The sequence below is a fragment of the Streptomyces sp. ITFR-6 genome (genome assembly GCF_031844725.1).
Lineage (GTDB): Bacteria > Actinomycetota > Actinomycetes > Streptomycetales > Streptomycetaceae > Streptomyces.
Map to the genome: position 1 here is coordinate 3,193,091 of NZ_CP134612.1, position 17,853 is coordinate 3,210,943.

Here is a 17,853-nt window from a genome sequence, read left to right on the forward strand (position 1 = left end):
CGGCCCCGACTCCGGCCCCCGCTATCCCAGCGCGGACTTCACCACGTCGGCCAGCCGGCCGGCCACCGCGCGCGCCTGCTCGATGTCGGCGGCCTCGACCATGACCCGTACCAGCGGCTCCGTGCCCGACTTGCGCAGCAGCACGCGTCCGGTGGCGCCCAGCTCGCGTTCGGCCTCGGCCACGGCCACGGCCAGCTCCGGGGAGGTGGACACCCGGGACTTGTCGACGTCCGGCACGTTGATGAGGACCTGCGGCAGGCGCTCCATCACACCCGCCAGCTCGGCGAGCGTACGGCCGGTGGCGGCGACCCTGGCCGCCAGCATCAGGCCGGTCAGCGTGCCGTCGCCGGTCGTGGCGTGGTCCAGGACGATGACGTGGCCGGACTGCTCGCCGCCCAGCGCGTAGCCCTGCTCCTTCATCGACTCCAGCACATAGCGGTCGCCCACCGCGGTCTGGACGAGCTCGATGCCCTCCCGCTCCATGGCGATCTTGAAGCCGAGGTTCGACATCACGGTGCCGACCACGGTGCCCTTGCGGAGCTGCCCCGCGTCGCGCATGGCGAGGGCGAGGACGGCCAGGATCTGGTCGCCGTCGATCTCCTCGCCCGCCGCGTCCACGGCCAGGCAGCGGTCGGCGTCGCCGTCGTGCGCGATGCCGAGGTCGGCGCCGTGCTCGACGACGGCGGCGCGCAGCAGCTCCAGGTGCGTGGAACCGCAGCCGTCGTTGATGTTCAGCCCGTCCGGCTCCGCGCCGATCGTGACGATCTCGGCCCCGGCGCGGGCGAACGCCTCCGGCGAGACACGGGCCGCGGCACCGTGCGCCTCGTCGAGTACGACCTTCAGTCCGTCGAGCCGGTTGGGCAGTACGCCGATCAGGTGAGCGACGTAGCGGTCGAAGCCCTCCGCGTAGTCGCTGATGCGGCCCACTCCGGCGCCGGTGGGACGGGCCCACGGCTCGCCCGTGCGGTGCTGCTCGTAGACCGTCTCGATGCGGTCCTCCAGCTCGTCCGCGAGCTTGTGGCCGCCTCGGGCGAAGAACTTGATGCCGTTGTCCGGCATGGCGTTGTGGCTGGCGGAGAGCATCACGCCGATGTCGGCGCCCAGTGCACCGGTGAGGTACGCCACGGCGGGGGTCGGCAGCACACCGACACGCAGGACGTCGACGCCCGCGCTGGCGAGGCCCGCCACCACGGCGGCCTCCAGGAACTCTCCGGAGGCACGGGGATCTCTGCCGACCACGGCCGTCGGCCGGTGGCCCTCGAAGGTGCCCACCTCGCCCAGTACGTGCGCCGCAGCGACCGAGAGACCGAGCGCGAGCTCAGCCGTCAGGTCCGCATTGGCGACACCGCGCACGCCGTCCGTGCCGAAGAGTCGTCCCACTGGTGTCCTCCGAAGGTGCTCCGAAACGCAAAAACAGACCAGGCAGTCCACGGGCGTATGAACGTCTTATGCCGTTATATGCCCGAGGCTGTCAATAAACGAACGCCCCGGCAGCACGAGGTGTGCCGCCGGGGCGAACGTGTAACGCGGATGAGCAGGCGGTTTAGCGCTTGCTGTACTGCGGGGCCTTACGGGCCTTCTTGAGACCGGCCTTCTTGCGCTCGACCGCACGGTCGTCGCGGGAGAGGAAGCCGGCCTTCTTCAGCGTGGCGCGGTTGTTGTCCTCGTCCGCCTCGTTCAGCGAACGGGCGACACCGAGGCGCAGGGCACCGGCCTGGCCGGAGACGCCGCCACCCGAGATGCGGGCGATGACGTCGTAGCGGCCGTCGAGCTCAAGCACCTTGAAGGGCTCGTTGACTTCCTGCTGGTGCACCTTGTTGGGGAAGTAGTCCTCAAGGGTGCGACCGTTGATCTTCCACTTGCCGGTGCCCGGGATGATCCGGACGCGGGCGATGGCGTTCTTGCGACGGCCGAGGCCGGCCGCCGGCTGCGGGTCGCCGAAGCGGCCCACGAGCGACTCCGAGGTGTACTCGCCCTCGACGGGCACCTCGGACTCGAAGGTGGTCACCTCGGCGAAGGTCTCTTCGCCCTCGGTGACCTCGGTGCCCTCGACGGGCGTCTCTGCAGTGGTCTCGGCCACGATTCTCCTCAGATCTTTCTGTACGTCTTAGGGGGAGGCCGGAACTACTGCGCGACCTGGGTGATCTCGAACGGGACCGGCTGCTGGGCAGCGTGCGGGTGCTGGTCACCCGCGTAGACCTTGAGCTTCGAGATCATCTGGCGACCCAGAGTGTTCTTGGGGATCATGCCCTTGATGGCCTTCTCGACAGCCTTCTCGGGGTTCTTCGCGAGAAGCTCGTCGTAGCGCACGGAGCGCAGACCGCCCGGGAACCCGGAGTGGCGGTACGCCATCTTCTGGGTCTTCTTGTTGCCGGAGAGGTGAACCTTCTCGGCGTTGATGATGATGACGAAGTCGCCCATGTCCATGTGGGGGGCGTAGATCGCCTTGTGCTTGCCTCGGAGGAGGTTCGCAGCCGTGGTGGCCAGACGGCCCAGGACGATGTCCTCGGCGTCGATGATGTGCCACTGGCGAGTGACATCGCCGGGCTTGGGGCTGTACGTACGCACTTCGTAGCCTTCGCTTCTTCAGTGGATGGGGTCCAGACACATGGCACCTCTGAAGCGATCATGCAGCTGGGGCTGACAATGCCGGGGACGCTGCCCGTATGCGAGCCACTGGTAACTGCTCCAGAGAACCTACGTAAGGGCCCTTCGCGTGAGAACGACGAAGCCAATACGTATAACAACGCCCGAGAGTACCCGCCACGCCCCGGACGGGTCAAAACGGTGCCCTTGGGCGGGGGGGCGCGCGGGTTTGAGGCGCGGGCTTCCTTAGTGCGGGGTTCCGTCCTCAATCGCCGGACGGGCTTGGTTGTGCGGGTCCCCCGCTGGGCGCCCCCGAACCCGGCCGCCTCGCGTCTGCGACAGCGGTCTGGCCGGTGTGCAGACGCGAGTGATGCAGGGGTGGGGACGTGCAGGGGAGTCCCCGCAGGGAATGGCGTACGACCCGGGTCCCTGGCGTACCCGGGTGAACACGCCATTTCCGAGGAGTCTCCCCGGAGGGGCCCCCACCCACCGGGGGCAGGCGCACCCCAAGAACAAAACCGCACCCGCACACCAAGCCCGTCCGGCGCTTGAGGACGGAACCCCGCGCCCAGGAGACCGGCGCACAAATCCCGCGCGCCCGCCCGGCCGGCCGAGGGCACGTCACCGAGTCCGCGACACCCGGCGTTCGTCCCAGACCGGCTCCGCCGTCTCCCGGACGATCCCGTCGGAGCCGAAGACCAGGTACCGGTCGAAGGACTTCGCGAACCAGCGGTCGTGCGTGACGGCCATCACCGTGCCGTCGTACACCTCAAGGCCGTCCTGGAGCGCCTCGGCCGACTCCAGGTCCAGGTTGTCCGTCGGCTCGTCCAGCAGCAGCGCCGTCGTGCCGGCCAGCTCAAGGAGCAGGATCTGGAAGCGCGCCTGCTGCCCGCCGGACAGCTTCTCGAAGGGCTGGTCGCCCTGCCGCTCCAGCTCGTACCGCCGCAGCACCGACATCGCGCCGCCCCGGTCCTTCGCCTGCTCCGTCCACAGGATCTCGACGAGCGTCTTGCCGAGCAGCTCAGGGTGGGCGTGGGTCTGCGCGAAGTGCCCGGCCACCACCCTCGCCCCGAGCTTCCACTCCCCCGTGTGCGCCACCGGCTCACCGGCCAGGAGCCGCAGGAAGTGCGACTTGCCCGACCCGTTGGAGCCGAGGACGGCGACCCGCTCCCCGTAGAAGATCTCCAGGTCGAACGGCTTCATCAGGCCGGTCAGCTCCAGGTTCTTGCAGGTCACCGCCCGCATCCCGGTCCGGCCGCCGCGCAGCCGCATCCGGATGTCCTGCTCGCGGGGCGGCTCCGGCGGCGGGCCCGCGTCCTCGAACTTCTTGAACCGGGTCTGCATCGCGTGGTAGCGGTTCGCCATGTCGGGGCTGTTCGCCGCCTGCTGCCGCATCCGCAGGACGAGCGCCTTCAGCCGGGCGTGCTCCTCCTCCCAGCGCCGCAGCAGCTCCTCGAAGCGCGCGAACCGCTCCTTGCGGGCCTGGTGGTACGTGGCGAAGCCGCCGCCGTGCACCCATACGTCGCTGCCGGCCGCACTGGGCTCCACGCTGACGATCTTCTCGGCGGCCCGGGACAGCAGCTCCCGGTCGTGGGAGACGAAGAGGACCGTCTTACGCGTCTCCTTCAGCTTCTCCTCCAGCCAGCGCTTTCCGGGGACGTCGAGATAGTTGTCCGGCTCGTCGAGGAGCAGCACCTCGTCGGGCCCGCGCAGCAGCGCCTCCAGGACCAGCCGCTTCTGCTCACCGCCGGAGAGCGTGCGCACCTCGCGCCACTGCGCCTTCTCGTACGGGACGCCGAGCGCCGCCGTGGTGCACATGTCCCAGACGGTCTCGGCCTCGTACCCGCGCGCCTCCGCCCAGTCGCTGAGCGCCTGCGCGTACGCCATCTGCGCGGCCTCGTCGTCCACGGTGAGGATCTTCTCCTCGGCCCGGTCGACGGCGCGCGCGGCCTCGCGGATACGGGGCTGGGCGACGGAGACCAGCAGGTCGCGCACGGTGCGCTCGTCGCGTACCGAGCCGACGAACTGCTGCATCACGCCGAGCCCGCCGCTCACCGAGACCGAGCCGCCGTGCGGCTGGAGCTCACCGGCGAGCAGCCGCAGCAGCGTGGTCTTCCCGGCCCCGTTCGCCCCGACGAGGGCGACCACCGCGCCGTCCGCCACACGGAACGAAGCATCGCCGAGCAGCACCCGCCCGTCCGGTAGGTAGTACTCCAGATGGCCTGCTTCAAGATGTCCCATACACAGCATTGTCACGGCCCGCGAAGCTCTGGCCCAACCGGTTTGTGTTCCGTCTAGGATTCGCGGCATGAGCTTTGGGCAAGGGGGGCCCTCCTGGGGGCCAGGGGAGAGTGGTACTCCGGACTGGTCGGCTCTGGCCGACCGGTCCGCGGCGCGGACCAGGCGCAAGAGGTGGCTGATGATCGGCGGGGGCGCGCTGGCCACCGCCGCCGTCGCGGCGATCGTGGCGACGGCGGTCATCAAGACCGACAAGGACGACACGGGCGCTTCCGGGGGGAAGAACGCGAGTCAGCTGCCGTCGGCGACGGACCTGCCGAGCCGGACGGCCGAGCCGGAGCCGTCCTTCTCCGCGGTGCAGCCGCCGCCACCGCCGGACCCGAAGGACTACATATCCGACGTGAAGAAGGACCGGGCGCCCGTCAGCGCCGACGCCTTCTTCCCCGGCAAGCAGCTCAGGATGGGCGACCGCGTCTACGCCAAGGGCGCCACGAACCGGACGACGAAGTGCGCCGCCACCACCCAGGGCGCACTCGGCTCGATCCTCGTGAACAACGGCTGTGACCAGGTCATCCGGGCCACCTACAGCCGCAGCGGTGTGGCGGTGACGATCGGGCTGGCGGTCTTCGAGACCGAGGCCCAGGCCAAGAAGACCGCCCAGCAGGCCTCCGGCAGCATCGCGTCACTGAGCGGCGCGGGCGTGCCGACCTTCTGCCGGGGCGGCGCCGTCTGCCGCCGTACGACCAACTACTACGGCCGGTACGCCTACTTCGCGATCAGTGGCTTCACCAACGGCAGGAGCGTCACCAAGGCCGACAAGAACGTCTTCACCGTGGGGAACGACCTGACGGACTTCACGTTCCGCCAGATCCGCCACCGCGGCGAGGTCCAGGCCTCGGCGGCGGCCGGGTGATCTCGGACCGGGCGGCCGCGGCCACCGCCGCCACCACCTGACACCCCGCCGCCCGGGGGCCGGCCGCTCAGCAGCAGCCGGCCCCCGGCAGGGTCCGCACGTTACGGGCCTCCACCGCTCGCGCGGCCAGCAACTCGTCCGCCGGGTACGCCACTTCCTCCAGCGTCAGCCCGTGCGGCCGCACCACGTGCACCCCGGGGTCGCGCACGCGGGCAGCGAGCACCTCGGCCGGCCAGGCGGCCGGGCGCCGCCCGTCCCCGACGAACAGGGCCGCCCCGATCAGCGCCCGCACCATGTTGTGGCAGAACGCGTCGGCCTGCACGGTCGCCGTCATCACGCCCGACGCCTCGTCCCGCACCCAACTCAGCTTCTGGAGGGTGCGGATGGTCGTCGCGCCCTCGCGCTTCTTGCAGTAAGCGGCGAAGTCGTGCTCGCCGGTCATCAGCGCCGCCGCCTCGTTCATCGCGTCGATGTCCAACGGCCGGTCGTGCCAGAGGACATGACCCCGGATCAGCGGGTCGACGCCGCCGGGCCGGTCCGCGACCCGGTACGCGTACCTGCGCCACAGCGCCGAGAAGCGCGCGTTGAACCCCGCCGGGGCCTCCGCGATCCGCATGATCCGCACATCGGGCGCCATCCGCCCGGCCATCCGCCGCAGCAGCTTGTCCGCGTGCTCGGCCCACACCCCGGCCGGCAGGTCCACGTGCGCGACCTGGCCGCGCGCGTGCACCCCGGCATCGGTGCGCCCGGCCACGGTCAGGTCGTACGTCCGCGAGGAGCGGGTCACGGTGCGCAGGGCGTCCTCGATCTCCCCCTGGACCGTGCGCCGGCTCGTCTGCTTCGCCCAGCCGGAGAAGTCCTTGCCGTCGTAGGCCAGGTCCAGCCGCACCCGTACGAAACCGGGCTCCACCACGTCACTCACACCAGCGGTCCTTTCAAGATCCGTACACAGCGGAACGGGCCCGCACCGCCCCGAAGGGTGATGCGGGCCCGTCCAGAGGTCTCAGAACGCTCAGGCGTCCTTGGACTCCTCGTCGGCGGCGGCCGGCTTGGCGTCCTCGACGGACTCGACCGGGGTCTCGTCCTTCTTGGCCGCGTCTTCCTTGACCGCACGCTTCGTGGCGGCCTCGGCCTCACCGGTGGCAGCCTGCGCCACGGTCAGGGCCTCGACCAGCTCGATGACGGCCATCGGGGCGTTGTCGCCACGACGGTTGCCGATCTTGGTGATACGGGTGTAACCACCGGGGCGGTTCTCGTACCGCGGGGCGATCTCGGTGAAGAGCGTGTGGACGACGCCCTTGTCCGTGATCGACTGCAGCACCAGGCGACGGTTGTGGATGTCGCCCTTCTTCGCCTTGGTGATGAAACGCTCGGCGACCGGACGCAGGCGGCGGGCCTTGGCCTCGGTCGTGGTGATGCGGCCGTGCTCGAACAGCGACTTCGCGAGGTTGTTGAGAAGAAGCTTCTCGTGCGCAGCGCTGCCGCCCAGACGGGCGCCCTTGGCGGGCTGAGGCATGGTATTTCTCCTTGTGTGCTGCACCGGCCGTATCAGGTACCGGTGTCAGTTCCCGCGCGGCGGTCGCCACACGGAAGTCTTACGAGCCGAACATTCAAGCCTGTCCGGCGCTTGAGGACAGAGCCCTCGCGTACGAGCCAGTATCAAGCCCGTCCGGCAATTGAGGACCAAGCCCTCGCCCGGCCCGGGGCACCCAGCAGAACCGGGCACCCCAGCCGGAGGCGACTCAGTACTGCTCGGTCTCCACGAAACCGGCATCCGCGTCGTCGTCCGCGCCGAACGCGTCCGCCGCGGCGGTCGGGTCGAAGCCGGGAGGCGAGTCCTTCAGCGCCAGGCCCATACCGGCCAGCTTCGCCTTGACCTCGTCGATCGACTTCGCACCGAAGTTGCGGATGTCGAGCAGGTCCGCCTCGGAGCGGGCCACGAGCTCGCCCACCGAGTGGATGCCCTCGCGCTTGAGGCAGTTGTACGAGCGGACCGTGAGCTCCAGCTCCTCGATCGGCAGCGCCAGATCGGCGGCGAGCGCGGCGTCCGTCGGGGACGGGCCCATGTCGATGCCCTCGGCGTCGATGTTGAGCTCGCGCGCCAGACCGAACAGCTCGACCAGGGTCTTACCGGCCGACGCCATGGCGTCACGGGGACGCATGGCCTGCTTGGTCTCGACGTCGACGATCAGCTTGTCGAAGTCGGTGCGCTGCTCGACACGGGTCGCCTCGACCTTGTACGTGACCTTGAGCACCGGGGAGTAGATGGAGTCGACCGGGATCCGGCCGATCTCCTGGCCCACCTGCTTGTTCTGGACGGCGGAGACGTAGCCGCGACCGCGCTCGACGGTCAGCTCCATCTCCAGCTTGCCCTTGCCGTTCAGGGTGGCCATGACGAGGTCCGGGTTGTGGACCTCGACACCGGCCGGCGGGGCGATGTCGGCAGCGGTGACCAGGCCGGGGCCCTGCTTGCGCAGGTACATCACGACCGGCTCGTCGTGCTCCGAGGAGACGACCAGCTGCTTGATGTTGAGGATGAGGTCGGTGACGTCCTCCTTGACACCCGGCACGGTGGTGAACTCGTGCAGAACGCCGTCGATCCGGATGCTGGTGACAGCGGCGCCCGGGATCGAGGAGAGGAGCGTACGGCGAAGAGAGTTACCGAGCGTGTAGCCGAAACCCGGCTCCAGCGGCTCGATGACGAACCGCGAACGGAACTCGTCAACGACCTCTTCGGTCAGCGACGGACGCTGAGCGATAAGCATGTGTGAATCCTTCAGTCGTGGGCGACCACTATTTGACGCCCGACAGATGAAACAAGGATACGGGCGGCACACCCCCGTAGGGGGCATACCGCCCTTACCCACGCTACTGACGCACGGCCGTCACCGGCCGTGGCGGATCAGACGCGGCGACGCTTCGGCGGACGGCAGCCGTTGTGCGGCGTCGGGGTGACGTCCTGGATCGAACCGACCTCAAGGCCCGTGGCCTGGAGGGAGCGGATCGCGGTCTCGCGGCCGGAGCCCGGACCCTTCACGAAGACGTCGACCTTGCGCATGCCGTGCTCCTGCGCGCGGCGGGCGGCCGACTCGGCGGCCATCTGCGCGGCGAAGGGGGTGGACTTGCGCGAGCCCTTGAAGCCGACGTGGCCGGCGGAGGCCCAGGAGATCACGTTGCCCGAGGGGTCCGTGATCGAGACGATGGTGTTGTTGAACGTGCTCTTGATGTGCGCGTGGCCGTGAGCGACGTTCTTCTTTTCCTTGCGACGCACCTTCTTGGCTGCGCCCTGACGACCCTTGGGGGGCATGTCTTTACTCCAGATGGAGAGGGGAGGTGATCGGTCCTACAGCGAAGACCGCTGGATGCTGCGGATGCCCGGGGACCCGGACGTTCGCAGTGCGTCCGCTGAGGACTACTTCTTGCCCGGCTTCTTCTTACCGGCGATCGCGCGACGCGGGCCCTTGCGGGTACGCGCGTTCGTGCTGGTGCGCTGACCGTGCACCGGCAGACCACGGCGGTGACGAATGCCCTGGTAGCAGCCGATCTCGATCTTGCGGCGGATGTCGCCCTGGATCTCGCGGCGGAGGTCACCCTCGGTGCGGAGGTTGGCGTCCACGTACTCGCGGATCTTGACCAGGTCTTCCTCGGCCAGGTCACGAACGCGGGTGTTCGGGTTCACGCCGGTGGTGGCGAGGATCTCCTTGGACCGGGTGCGCCCGATACCGAAGACGTAGGTGAGGGCAACCTCCACGCGCTTTTCGCGCGGGATGTCAACACCTGAAACGCGTGCCATTCAATGGCTCCAGTTGTTATTTCGGGGGTCTTCCGCAGTGCCGCTCCCGACCGCCGACCGCTCACTCGGAGCAGGTGGTACGCCCGGGTCTCCGGCCCCCGCCGGAGGTGTCGTCAGCCGTGGCTTGGACGGGCACTGCGTATGTACGTTTACGTGCGTCGCGCGAAGTCTGCGAGATGCAGGGGGTCGTGCGTCAGCCCTGGCGCTGCTTGTGGCGCAGGTTGTCGCAGATGACCATGACCCGACCGTGACGGCGGATCACCTTGCACTTGTCGCAGATCTTCTTGACGCTCGGCTTGACCTTCATGGGATGTCAGGTTCTCCGGGTCAGTGCCAGCACCCCGCCGAAGCGAAATGTGGGCAAGATCTACTTGTAGCGGTAGACGATCCGGCCACGCGTCAGGTCGTACGGGGAGAGCTCCACGACGACCCGGTCATCGGGAAGGATTCGGATGTAGTGCATCCGCATCTTCCCGCTGATGTGCGCGAGGACCTTGTGACCGTTCTGGAGCTCCACCCTGAACATGGCGTTCGGGAGAGACTCGATCACGGTGCCCTCAATTTCGATGGCACCTTGCTTCTTGGCCACGCTTCGCCTTTCGAATCGGCTACCTTGATCGGCTCCGTACCTTCGTGTGCATACATACGGGCACACTGATGCACGAGAGCCGACGAGTCAGTCTACGTCAGCGGACTCCAAAAGACGAATCCGTCAAGTTTGCCCAGCGCAGGAGATCCTTAGACCTCCTGACGGGCCTCAATCACCCCAGTGGGTCGGGCGCCGCCTCAATGCCGTACTGCGCGAGCTTCTCGCGGCCGCAGTCCGGTGCGGTGAGCACCAGCGGGCCCTGCTCCGTGAGGGCGATGGAGTGCTCCCAGTGGGAGGACCAGCTGCCGTCGGGGGTGATGACCGTCCACTCGTCCTCCAGCACCTCGGTGCGGGCAGTGCCGAGGGAGACCATGGGCTCGATCGCCAGGCAGACACCGGGGACCAGCTTGATGCCCTTGCCGCGCTTGCGGGAGACGTAGTTCAGCAGGTGCGGGTCCATGTGCATCTCGGTGCCGATGCCGTGGCCGCCGTAGTCCTCGACGATCCCGTACTTGCCGGTCGACGGGCGGGGCTGGCGGCGGATGTAGGACTCGATCGCCTTCGAGATGTCGACCAGCCGGTTGTTCACCTTCATCGCGGCGATGCCGGCCCACATCGACTCCTCGGTCACCCGGGACAGCTCGATGAGCTCCGGGGCGTGACCGGTGCCGACGAAGGCCGTGTACGCGGCGTCGCCGTGCCAGCCGTCGATGATCGCGCCGGCGTCGATGGAGATGATGTCGCCGTCCTTGAGGACGGTCTTCTCGTCCGGGATGCCGTGGACGACGACCTCGTTGACGGAGGTGCAGATCGTCGCGGGGAATCCGCCGTAACCGAGGAAGTTCGACTTCGCACCGTGCTCGTCGATCACCTTGCGGGCGACCTGGTCCAGGTCCAGCGTGGTGGCGCCGGGAACGGCGGCCTCTCGGGTGGCCGCGTGAATGGCAGCGACCACCAGCCCCGCCTCACGCATCTTCGCGATCTGCTCGGGGGTCTTGATCTGCACCATTGCGCGGCGCCTTTCTGGATACGGGACGGGGCGGCGTATCAACGATACGACCACACACAGTCGGCCGCGGCGCCCATGGGCGTCGCGGCCGACTGCACGAGTACTACGGTTCTACGAGCTTCGCTGTCAGCCCTCGTCGGACTTCTTCAGCGCCTCCATGGCCCGGTCGGTCACATCGGTGACCTTGCCGAGGGCGGAGATGGTGACCACCAGGTCCTGAGCCCTGTAGTAGTCGATGATCGGCTCGGTCTGCGTGTGGTAGACCTCCAGCCGGGTGCGGACCGTCTCTTCGCTGTCGTCGTCGCGCTGGTACAGCTCGCCTCCGCAGGTGTCGCAGACACCCTCGGACTTCGGCGGGTTGTACGTCACGTGGAACACGTGCGCGCTCTCGTTGCGGCAGATGCGACGGCCCGCGATCCGCTTCACGACCTCGTCCTCGGGGACTTCGAGATCGAGAACCGCGTCCAGCTTTACGCCCTCGTCCTTGAGCATCACATCCAGGGCCTCGGCCTGGCCCACGTTGCGCGGGAAGCCGTCGAGCAGGAAGCCGTTGACCGCGTCCGACTGGGACATCCGGTCCTTGGCCATCCCGATCGTGACCTCGTCCGGCACCAGCTGTCCCGCGTCCATGTAGGCGCGGGCCTGCTTGCCAAGGTCAGTGCCCTGGCTGATGTTGGCGCGGAAGAGGTCGCCCGTGGAGATGTGCGGAATCGACAGGTTCTTGGCAAGGTACGCAGCCTGCGTTCCCTTGCCGGCACCCGGCGGGCCGACGAGGACGATTCGCATCAGCGGAGGAACCCTTCGTAATTGCGCTGCTGGAGCTGACTCTCAATCTGCTTCACGGTTTCCAGACCCACACCCACGATGATGAGGATGCTCGTCCCGCCGAACGGGAAGTTCTGGTTAGCGCCACCGAAGCCTGCCAACGCCATCGTTGGCACCAGAGCGATCAGACCCAGGTACAGCGAGCCCGGCCAAGTGATCCTGTTGAGCACGTAGCTCAGGTACTCGGCAGTAGGTCGACCAGCCCGGATACCCGGGATGAAGCCACCATACTTCTTCATGTTGTCCGCGACTTCCTCGGGGTTGAACGAAATCGCCACATAGAAGAAGGCGAAGAAGACGATCAACAGGAAGTACGCGGTGATGTAGTACGGGTGGTCGCCCTTGACGAAGTGGTCCTTGATCCAGGTCGCCCAAGCCGCTTGGGAGTTGGAGAACTGGACGATCAGGGCCGGGATGTAGAGCAGCGAAGAAGCGAAGATGACGGGAATCACACCCGCCTGGTTCACCTTCAGCGGGATGTAGGTGGACGTACCACCGTAGGACCTGCGGCCGATCATGCGCTTCGCGTACTGAACCGGAATGCGGCGCTGGGCCTGCTCGACGAAGACCACGAGGGCCACCATCACGAAGCCGATCAGGATGACGGTGCCGAACTCGATCCAGCCGTCCGCGAGCTTGCCGCTCGTCTTGATGGCCCACAGGGCGCCGGGGAAGCTGGCGGCGATCGAGATGAACATCAGGATCGACATGCCGTTGCCGATGCCGCGGTCGGTGATCAGCTCACCGAGCCACATGACGGCAGCCGTGCCGGCGGTCATCGTGATGACCATCGTGATGGTCGTGAACAGCGACTGGTTCGGGACGATCTGGTCGGCGACCGGGCAGCCGCTGAAAAGCGCTCCGCTGCGTGCGGTGGCCACCAGGCCGGTGCCCTGGAGGATGGCGAGCGCGACCGTCAGATAACGCGTGTACTGCGTGATCTTGGCCTGGCCGGACTGCCCCTCCTTCTTGAGCGCCTCCAGTCGGGGAATCACCACGGTCAGCAGCTGAAGGATGATGCTGGCCGTGATGTACGGCATGATGCCGAGCGCGAAGATCGTGATCTGCAGCAGTGCACCACCGCTGAACATGTTCACCAGGCCGAAGAGGCTGTTATTGCCCTTGCTTGCCTGATCAACACAGGTCTGGACGTTCTCGTAGCTCACCCCCGGGACCGGGATGTGCGCCCCGAGCCGGTAGAGCACGATGATGCCGAGCGTGAAGAACAGCTTCTTGCGCAGGTCGGGCGTCTTGAACGCCCGGGCGAACGCGGTGAGCACGGTGCCTCCTGCGACCCCCGCGCAATGCGTAGAGGTGACGGTCTTGAGGATTGACGAATACGTAACAGTCAAAGGTCCCCGGGCGACATGCGTCCAGGGCTTACCACAGCAACGGACGCCACCTTACCGGCGTACATGCCCCCCTAGGAACGACCAACCGGGGATGCCCCATATGAGAGGCATCCCCGGTCGGATGTTCAGGCCACCTATGTGTCCGAGTTGTCTCAGACCAGCTCGGTGACGGTGCCGCCCGCGGCGGCGATCTTCTCCTTGGCGGAGCCGGAGACGGCGTCAACCGAAACCTGCAGCGCCACGGAGATCTCGCCCTGTCCGAGGACCTTGACGAGGTGGTTGTTGCGCACAGCGCCCTTGGCGACCAGACCGGCCACCGTGACCTCTCCACCCTCGGGGTAGAGCGTCGCGAGCTTGTCCAGGTTCACGACCTGGTACTCCGTGCGGAACGGGTTCTTGAAGCCCTTGAGCTTCGGGAGACGCATGTGGAGGGGCATCTGCCCACCCTCGAAGCGCTCCGGAACCTGGTAGCGGGCCTTGGTGCCCTTGGTGCCACGTCCGGCGGTCTTACCCTTGGACGCCTCGCCTCGACCCACACGGGTCTTGGCGGTCTTGGCGCCCGGGGCAGGCCGGAGGTCGTGGGCCTTCAGCGGCTGGTTCTCCGCCATGTCAGTCGACCTCCTCAACCGTCACGAGGTGGCGGACGGTGTTAGCCATTCCGCGGAACTCGGGGCGGTCCTCCTTGACAACCACGTCGTGCAGGCGCTTGAGCCCGAGCGAACGAAGGGTGTCGCGGTGGTTCTGCTTGCTGCCGATGTACGACTTGGTCTGCGTGATCTTGAGGCGAGCCATCACACACCCGCCGCTCGGGCACGGAGGAGAGCGGCCGGGGCCACGTCCTCAAGCGGCAGACCGCGGCGGGCCGCGATCTCCTCGGGACGCTGCAGGCCCTGGAGGGCGGCCACCGTCGCGTGCACGATGTTGATCGGGTTCGAAGAACCGAGCGACTTCGACAGGATGTCGTGAACGCCGGCGCACTCGAGAACGGCGCGCACGGGGCCACCCGCGATCACACCGGTACCGGGGGAAGCAGGCTTGAGCAGGACAACGCCTGCGGCCTTCTCGCCCTGGATCGGGTGCGGGATGGTGCCCTGGATACGCGGAACCTTGAAGAAGCTCTTCTTGGCCTCTTCAACGCCCTTGGCGATGGCCGCGGGAACTTCCTTGGCCTTGCCGTATCCGACACCGACGCTGCCGTCACCATCGCCCACCACGACCAGCGCGGTGAAGCTGAAGCGACGACCACCCTTCACGACCTTGGCGACACGGTTGATCGCGACGACACGCTCGACGTACGCGGTCTTCTCGGCGGCGCTGGCGCCGTCACGGCCCTTCCGGTCCCGCCGCTCGCCGCCACCGGCACCGCTTCCGCGGCGCTGGGGTCCAGCCATTGGAATTACCTCTCTCTGTTACGTCCGCTGTGCGTAGGAACCGGGGCTTAGAACTTCAGCCCGGCTTCACGGGCGGCGTCAGCCAGAGCGGCAATCCGCCCGGCGTACTGGTTGCCACCGCGGTCAAACACGACGGCCTCGACGCCTGCGGCCTTGGCGCGCTCGGCGACCAGGGCCCCGACCTGCTTGGCGAGGGCACTCTTGTCACCCTCGACACCGCGGATGGAAGCGTCGAGCGTCGACGCCGACGCGAGCGTGTGGCCCGCGATGTCGTCGATGACCTGAGCGACCATGTGGCGGTTCGAACGCGTCACAACCAAGCGCGGACGCTCGGGCGAACCGGAGATGTGCTTCCGGACGCGGATGTGGCGGCGCTTGAGGGCGGCACGCTTGTAGGCGTCGCCCTTGGCGATCTTTACACCGTATGCCATGGCTTACTTACCCGCCTTTCCGACCTTGCGGCGGATAACCTCGCCGGCGTACTTGACGCCCTTGGCCTTGTACGGGTCGGGCTTCCGCAGCTTGCGGATCTTCGCCGAGACCTCGCCGACCTTCTGCTTGTCGATGCCCTCGACAGTGAACTTCGTGGGCGACTCGACCTTGAAGGTGATGCCTTCGGGGGCCTCGATGAGGATCGGGTGGCTGTAGCCCAGGGCGAACTCCAGGTTGGAGCCCTTCGCCTGAACTCGGTAACCGACACCGCTGATTTCGAGCGCCTTGATGTATCCCGTGGTCACGCCGGTGATCATGTTCGCCACCAGCGTGCGGGACAGGCCGTGAAGGGCCTTGTTCTGACGCTCGTCGTTCGGGCGGACGACGTTCAGAACGCCGTCCTCACCCTTGGTGACCTCGATCGGCGCGGCGACGGTGTGCGAGAGGGAACCCTTGGGGCCCTTCACCGCGACCGTGCGGCCATCGATGGTGACGTCCACACCGGCGGGAACCTGGATGGGGAGCTTGCCGATTCGCGACATGAGCTTTTCCTCCGTTCCCGACTACCAGACGTAGGCGAGGACTTCCCCACCTACGCCCTTCTTGCTGGCCTGCTGGCCGGTCAGGAGACCGTGGGACGTGGAGATGATCGCCACGCCCAGGCCGCCCAGGACCTTCGGCAGATTGGTGGACTTTGCGTATACACGCAGACCCGGCTTCGAAATACGCTTGATGCCGGCGATCGAACGCTCGCGGTTCGGACCGAACTTCAGGTCGAGAACGAGGCTCTTGCCGACCTCGGCGTCCTCGACCTTCCAGCCGGTGATGAAGCCCTCCTGCTGGAGGATCTCCGCGATGTGCGACTTGATCTTGCTGTGCGGCATCTTGACGTCGTCGTGATACGCCGAGTTCGCGTTACGCAGACGCGTGAGCATGTCTGCGATGGGATCAGTCATGGTCATGAGTTGGCCTTCGGCCTCTCTCGCCGGGGTTTCCTGTATGCGCCATCCCTCTCCCCACTCAGTGGCGGGACGGGTGCGGTGCGGGGACCTACGGCGTAGTAAGTCGGTCTAGGGCGGCAGGCGCCCAACCACACAAGCCTACGGCATGTGGGGCCGGGCTCCTGCCGACCAGATACTTACCGAGAGCTTCCGGATAATCCCGACGCCCAGAGGGCGAAGGAGGATTACCAGGAGCTCTTGGTCACGCCCGGCAGCTCGCCACGGTGAGCCATCTCACGAAGGCACACGCGGCACAGGCCGAACTTGCGGTAGACGGAGTGGGGCCGGCCGCAGCGCTGGCAGCGGGTGTACCCGCGGACGCCGAACTTCGGCTTGCGGGCGGCCTTAGCGATCAGGGACTTCTTCGCCACGGTCAGTTCTCCTTGAACGGGAAGCCGAGGTGACGAAGGAGGGCACGACCCTCGTCGTCATTGGTCGCCGTGGTGACCACGGTGATGTCCATGCCCCGGACCCGGTCGATCTTGTCCTGGTCGATCTCGTGGAACATGACCTGCTCCGTGAGACCGAAGGTGTAGTTGCCACGGCCGTCGAACTGCTTCGGCGACAGGCCACGGAAGTCACGGATACGCGGCAGCGCGAGCGACAGCGTACGGTCCAGGAACTCCCACATGCGGTCACCGCGGAGGGTGACGTGGCAGCCGATCGGCTGCCCCTCGCGCAGCTTGAACTGCGCGATCGACTTGCGGGCCTTGGTGACGGCGGGCTTCTGGCCGGTGATCGTGGTGAGGTCGCGCACGGCGCCATCGATCAGCTTGGAGTCGCGGGCGGCGTCGCCCACACCCATGTTGACCACGATCTTGACCAGACCGGGGATCTGCATGACGTTCTCGTAGGAGAACTCCTCACGCAGCTTGCCGGCGATTTCCTCGCGGTAGCGCGTCTTGAGACGCGGCGCTGTGGTGGTAGTCATCAGATGTCCTCACCGGTGCGCTTGGCAACGCGGATCTTGTTGCCCTCGTCGTCAAAGCGGTAGCCGACGCGAGTAACGACCTTGTTGCCGTCCTTCTCAACAACCAGCTGCACGTTGCTGACGTGGACGGGGGCCTCGGTCGTCACAATGCCACCGGTCTGCGAACCGCGAGCGGTCTGACCGGCCTTCGTGTGCTTCTTGACCCGGTTGACACCCTCGACGAGGACGCGGTCCTGAGCAGGGTAGGCAACGATGACCTTGCCCTGCTTGCCCTTGTCCTTACCGGTGATGACCTGAACCAGGTCGCCCTTCTTGATCTTCATGCTTACAGCACCTCCGGCGCGAGCGAGATGATCTTCATGAACTTCTTCTCGCGCAGCTCACGGCCCACCGGGCCGAAGATACGGGTGCCGCGGGGGTCGCCGTCGTTCTTGAGAATGACAGCGGCGTTCTCGTCGAAGCGGATGTACGAGCCATCCTGACGACGACGCTCCTTGACGGTGCGAACGATGACGGCCTTGACGACGTCACCCTTCTTCACGTTGCCACCGGGGATCGCGTCCTTGACGGTGGCGACGATGACGTCACCGATGCCCGCGTAGCGGCGACCCGAGCCACCGAGAACACGGATGGTGAGAATTTCCTTCGCACCCGTGTTGTCGGCGACGCGCAGTCGCGACTCCTGCTGGATCACGTCTATCTCCTGATCGTCTGCCGGTTCCCGGCGGGGGACGCTCCGTTACCGGAGCGAACCCCCACCGAGCCTGGCGGAACCTGCCTGAGAGGAATGCCT

The 17,853-nt window shown here is 67.1% G+C and carries 25 protein-coding genes; 1 reads left to right on the forward strand and 24 read right to left on the reverse strand.

The features are described from left to right. Positions 1-21: 21 nt before the first annotated feature. The 4 genes from glmM to RLT59_RS14235 form a co-directional block, all read right to left on the reverse strand. On the reverse strand, positions 22-1,380 hold the full coding sequence (gene glmM, locus RLT59_RS14220; protein ID WP_311303756.1) for a phosphoglucosamine mutase: 1,359 nt from the start codon (positions 1,378-1,380) through the stop codon (positions 22-24). A 163-nt stretch (positions 1,381-1,543) separates the two neighbouring features. Then, entirely contained in the window at positions 1,544-2,080 is a 537-nt protein-coding gene (gene rpsI, locus RLT59_RS14225; protein ID WP_024490228.1) for a 30S ribosomal protein S9, read from the reverse strand. Positions 2,081-2,124: 44 nt separating this feature from the next. Beyond that, the gene (gene rplM / locus RLT59_RS14230) at positions 2,125-2,568 is read right to left on the reverse strand and encodes a 50S ribosomal protein L13 (RefSeq protein WP_024490227.1); all 444 of its coding nucleotides are present in this window, start codon (positions 2,566-2,568) and stop codon (positions 2,125-2,127) included. A 639-nt stretch (positions 2,569-3,207) separates the two neighbouring features. After that, positions 3,208-4,827, reverse strand: coding sequence for an ABC-F family ATP-binding cassette domain-containing protein (locus tag RLT59_RS14235; protein ID WP_311303757.1), 1,620 nt, complete (start codon positions 4,825-4,827; stop codon positions 3,208-3,210). A gap of 67 nt (positions 4,828-4,894) precedes the next feature. Between RLT59_RS14235 and RLT59_RS14240 the strand changes: the two genes are divergently transcribed. After that, positions 4,895-5,737, forward strand: coding sequence for a hypothetical protein (locus RLT59_RS14240; RefSeq protein ID WP_311303758.1), 843 nt, complete (start codon positions 4,895-4,897; stop codon positions 5,735-5,737). A 67-nt stretch (positions 5,738-5,804) separates the two neighbouring features. On the opposite strand, the gene truA is transcribed toward RLT59_RS14240, so the two are convergent. The 20 genes from truA to rplN all read right to left on the reverse strand — a co-directional run bounded on the left by truA (position 5,805) and on the right by rplN (position 17,754). Beyond that, the gene (gene truA, locus RLT59_RS14245) at positions 5,805-6,659 is read right to left on the reverse strand and encodes a tRNA pseudouridine(38-40) synthase TruA (protein WP_311303759.1); all 855 of its coding nucleotides are present in this window, start codon (positions 6,657-6,659) and stop codon (positions 5,805-5,807) included. A gap of 90 nt (positions 6,660-6,749) precedes the next feature. Next, positions 6,750-7,253, reverse strand: coding sequence for a 50S ribosomal protein L17 (gene rplQ, locus RLT59_RS14250; RefSeq protein WP_311303760.1), 504 nt, complete (start codon positions 7,251-7,253; stop codon positions 6,750-6,752). Positions 7,254-7,479: 226 nt separating this feature from the next. Then, positions 7,480-8,502: a DNA-directed RNA polymerase subunit alpha gene (locus RLT59_RS14255; RefSeq protein WP_024491600.1), complete on the reverse strand. Its 1,023-nt coding sequence runs from the start codon at positions 8,500-8,502 to the stop codon at positions 7,480-7,482. Between the two features lie 137 nt (positions 8,503-8,639). Next, the gene (gene rpsK / locus RLT59_RS14260; RefSeq protein WP_003956432.1) at positions 8,640-9,044 is read right to left on the reverse strand and encodes a 30S ribosomal protein S11; all 405 of its coding nucleotides are present in this window, start codon (positions 9,042-9,044) and stop codon (positions 8,640-8,642) included. A 105-nt stretch (positions 9,045-9,149) separates the two neighbouring features. Then, positions 9,150-9,530, reverse strand: coding sequence for a 30S ribosomal protein S13 (gene rpsM, locus RLT59_RS14265; RefSeq protein ID WP_014047799.1), 381 nt, complete (start codon positions 9,528-9,530; stop codon positions 9,150-9,152). A gap of 193 nt (positions 9,531-9,723) precedes the next feature. Continuing rightward, complete coding sequence (rpmJ, locus tag RLT59_RS14270) at positions 9,724-9,837, reverse strand: 50S ribosomal protein L36 (protein ID WP_003956441.1); 114 nt, start codon at positions 9,835-9,837, stop codon at positions 9,724-9,726. Between the two features lie 60 nt (positions 9,838-9,897). Beyond that, entirely contained in the window at positions 9,898-10,119 is a 222-nt protein-coding gene (gene infA / locus RLT59_RS14275) for a translation initiation factor IF-1 (protein ID WP_014047798.1), read from the reverse strand. Between the two features lie 172 nt (positions 10,120-10,291). Further along, entirely contained in the window at positions 10,292-11,128 is an 837-nt protein-coding gene (map, locus tag RLT59_RS14280; protein ID WP_311303761.1) for a type I methionyl aminopeptidase, read from the reverse strand. A gap of 126 nt (positions 11,129-11,254) precedes the next feature. Continuing rightward, positions 11,255-11,914 (reverse strand): adenylate kinase, encoded by a 660-nt coding sequence (locus RLT59_RS14285; RefSeq protein WP_311303762.1) that lies wholly within the window; start codon positions 11,912-11,914, stop codon positions 11,255-11,257. After that, the gene (gene secY / locus RLT59_RS14290; RefSeq protein WP_024491597.1) at positions 11,914-13,233 is read right to left on the reverse strand and encodes a preprotein translocase subunit SecY; all 1,320 of its coding nucleotides are present in this window, start codon (positions 13,231-13,233) and stop codon (positions 11,914-11,916) included. Before secY ends, RLT59_RS14285 begins: the two co-directional genes overlap by 1 nt. Positions 13,234-13,457: 224 nt before the next feature. Next, a complete protein-coding gene (rplO, locus tag RLT59_RS14295) occupies positions 13,458-13,913 on the reverse strand; it encodes a 50S ribosomal protein L15 (protein WP_073732675.1) in 456 nt (151 codons plus the stop codon). A gap of 1 nt (position 13,914) precedes the next feature. Then, positions 13,915-14,097, reverse strand: a complete 183-nt coding sequence (rpmD, locus tag RLT59_RS14300) for a 50S ribosomal protein L30 (protein ID WP_024491595.1) — start codon at positions 14,095-14,097, stop codon at positions 13,915-13,917. Further along, on the reverse strand, positions 14,097-14,696 hold the full coding sequence (rpsE, locus tag RLT59_RS14305) for a 30S ribosomal protein S5 (RefSeq protein WP_024491594.1): 600 nt from the start codon (positions 14,694-14,696) through the stop codon (positions 14,097-14,099). Before rpsE ends, rpmD begins: the two co-directional genes overlap by 1 nt. 47 nt (positions 14,697-14,743) lie before the next feature. Further along, on the reverse strand, positions 14,744-15,127 hold the full coding sequence (gene rplR / locus RLT59_RS14310) for a 50S ribosomal protein L18 (protein ID WP_024491593.1): 384 nt from the start codon (positions 15,125-15,127) through the stop codon (positions 14,744-14,746). A gap of 3 nt (positions 15,128-15,130) precedes the next feature. Beyond that, positions 15,131-15,670: a 50S ribosomal protein L6 gene (gene rplF, locus RLT59_RS14315; protein WP_311303763.1), complete on the reverse strand. Its 540-nt coding sequence runs from the start codon at positions 15,668-15,670 to the stop codon at positions 15,131-15,133. A gap of 21 nt (positions 15,671-15,691) precedes the next feature. Beyond that, on the reverse strand, positions 15,692-16,090 hold the full coding sequence (rpsH, locus tag RLT59_RS14320) for a 30S ribosomal protein S8 (RefSeq protein ID WP_024491591.1): 399 nt from the start codon (positions 16,088-16,090) through the stop codon (positions 15,692-15,694). Positions 16,091-16,314: 224 nt separating this feature from the next. Next, positions 16,315-16,500, reverse strand: a complete 186-nt coding sequence (locus tag RLT59_RS14325; protein WP_024491590.1) for a type Z 30S ribosomal protein S14 — start codon at positions 16,498-16,500, stop codon at positions 16,315-16,317. 2 nt (positions 16,501-16,502) lie between these two features. Then, a complete protein-coding gene (gene rplE, locus RLT59_RS14330; protein WP_018550615.1) occupies positions 16,503-17,060 on the reverse strand; it encodes a 50S ribosomal protein L5 in 558 nt (185 codons plus the stop codon). Then, positions 17,060-17,383 (reverse strand): 50S ribosomal protein L24, encoded by a 324-nt coding sequence (gene rplX / locus RLT59_RS14335; protein WP_018550616.1) that lies wholly within the window; start codon positions 17,381-17,383, stop codon positions 17,060-17,062. Before rplX ends, rplE begins: the two co-directional genes overlap by 1 nt. Before the next feature lie 2 nt (positions 17,384-17,385). Further along, positions 17,386-17,754 carry a 50S ribosomal protein L14 gene (rplN, locus tag RLT59_RS14340; RefSeq protein WP_003966950.1) on the reverse strand — a complete coding sequence of 123 codons (369 nt, stop codon included), beginning with the start codon at positions 17,752-17,754 and terminating at the stop codon, positions 17,386-17,388. Positions 17,755-17,853: the final 99 nt, after the last annotated feature.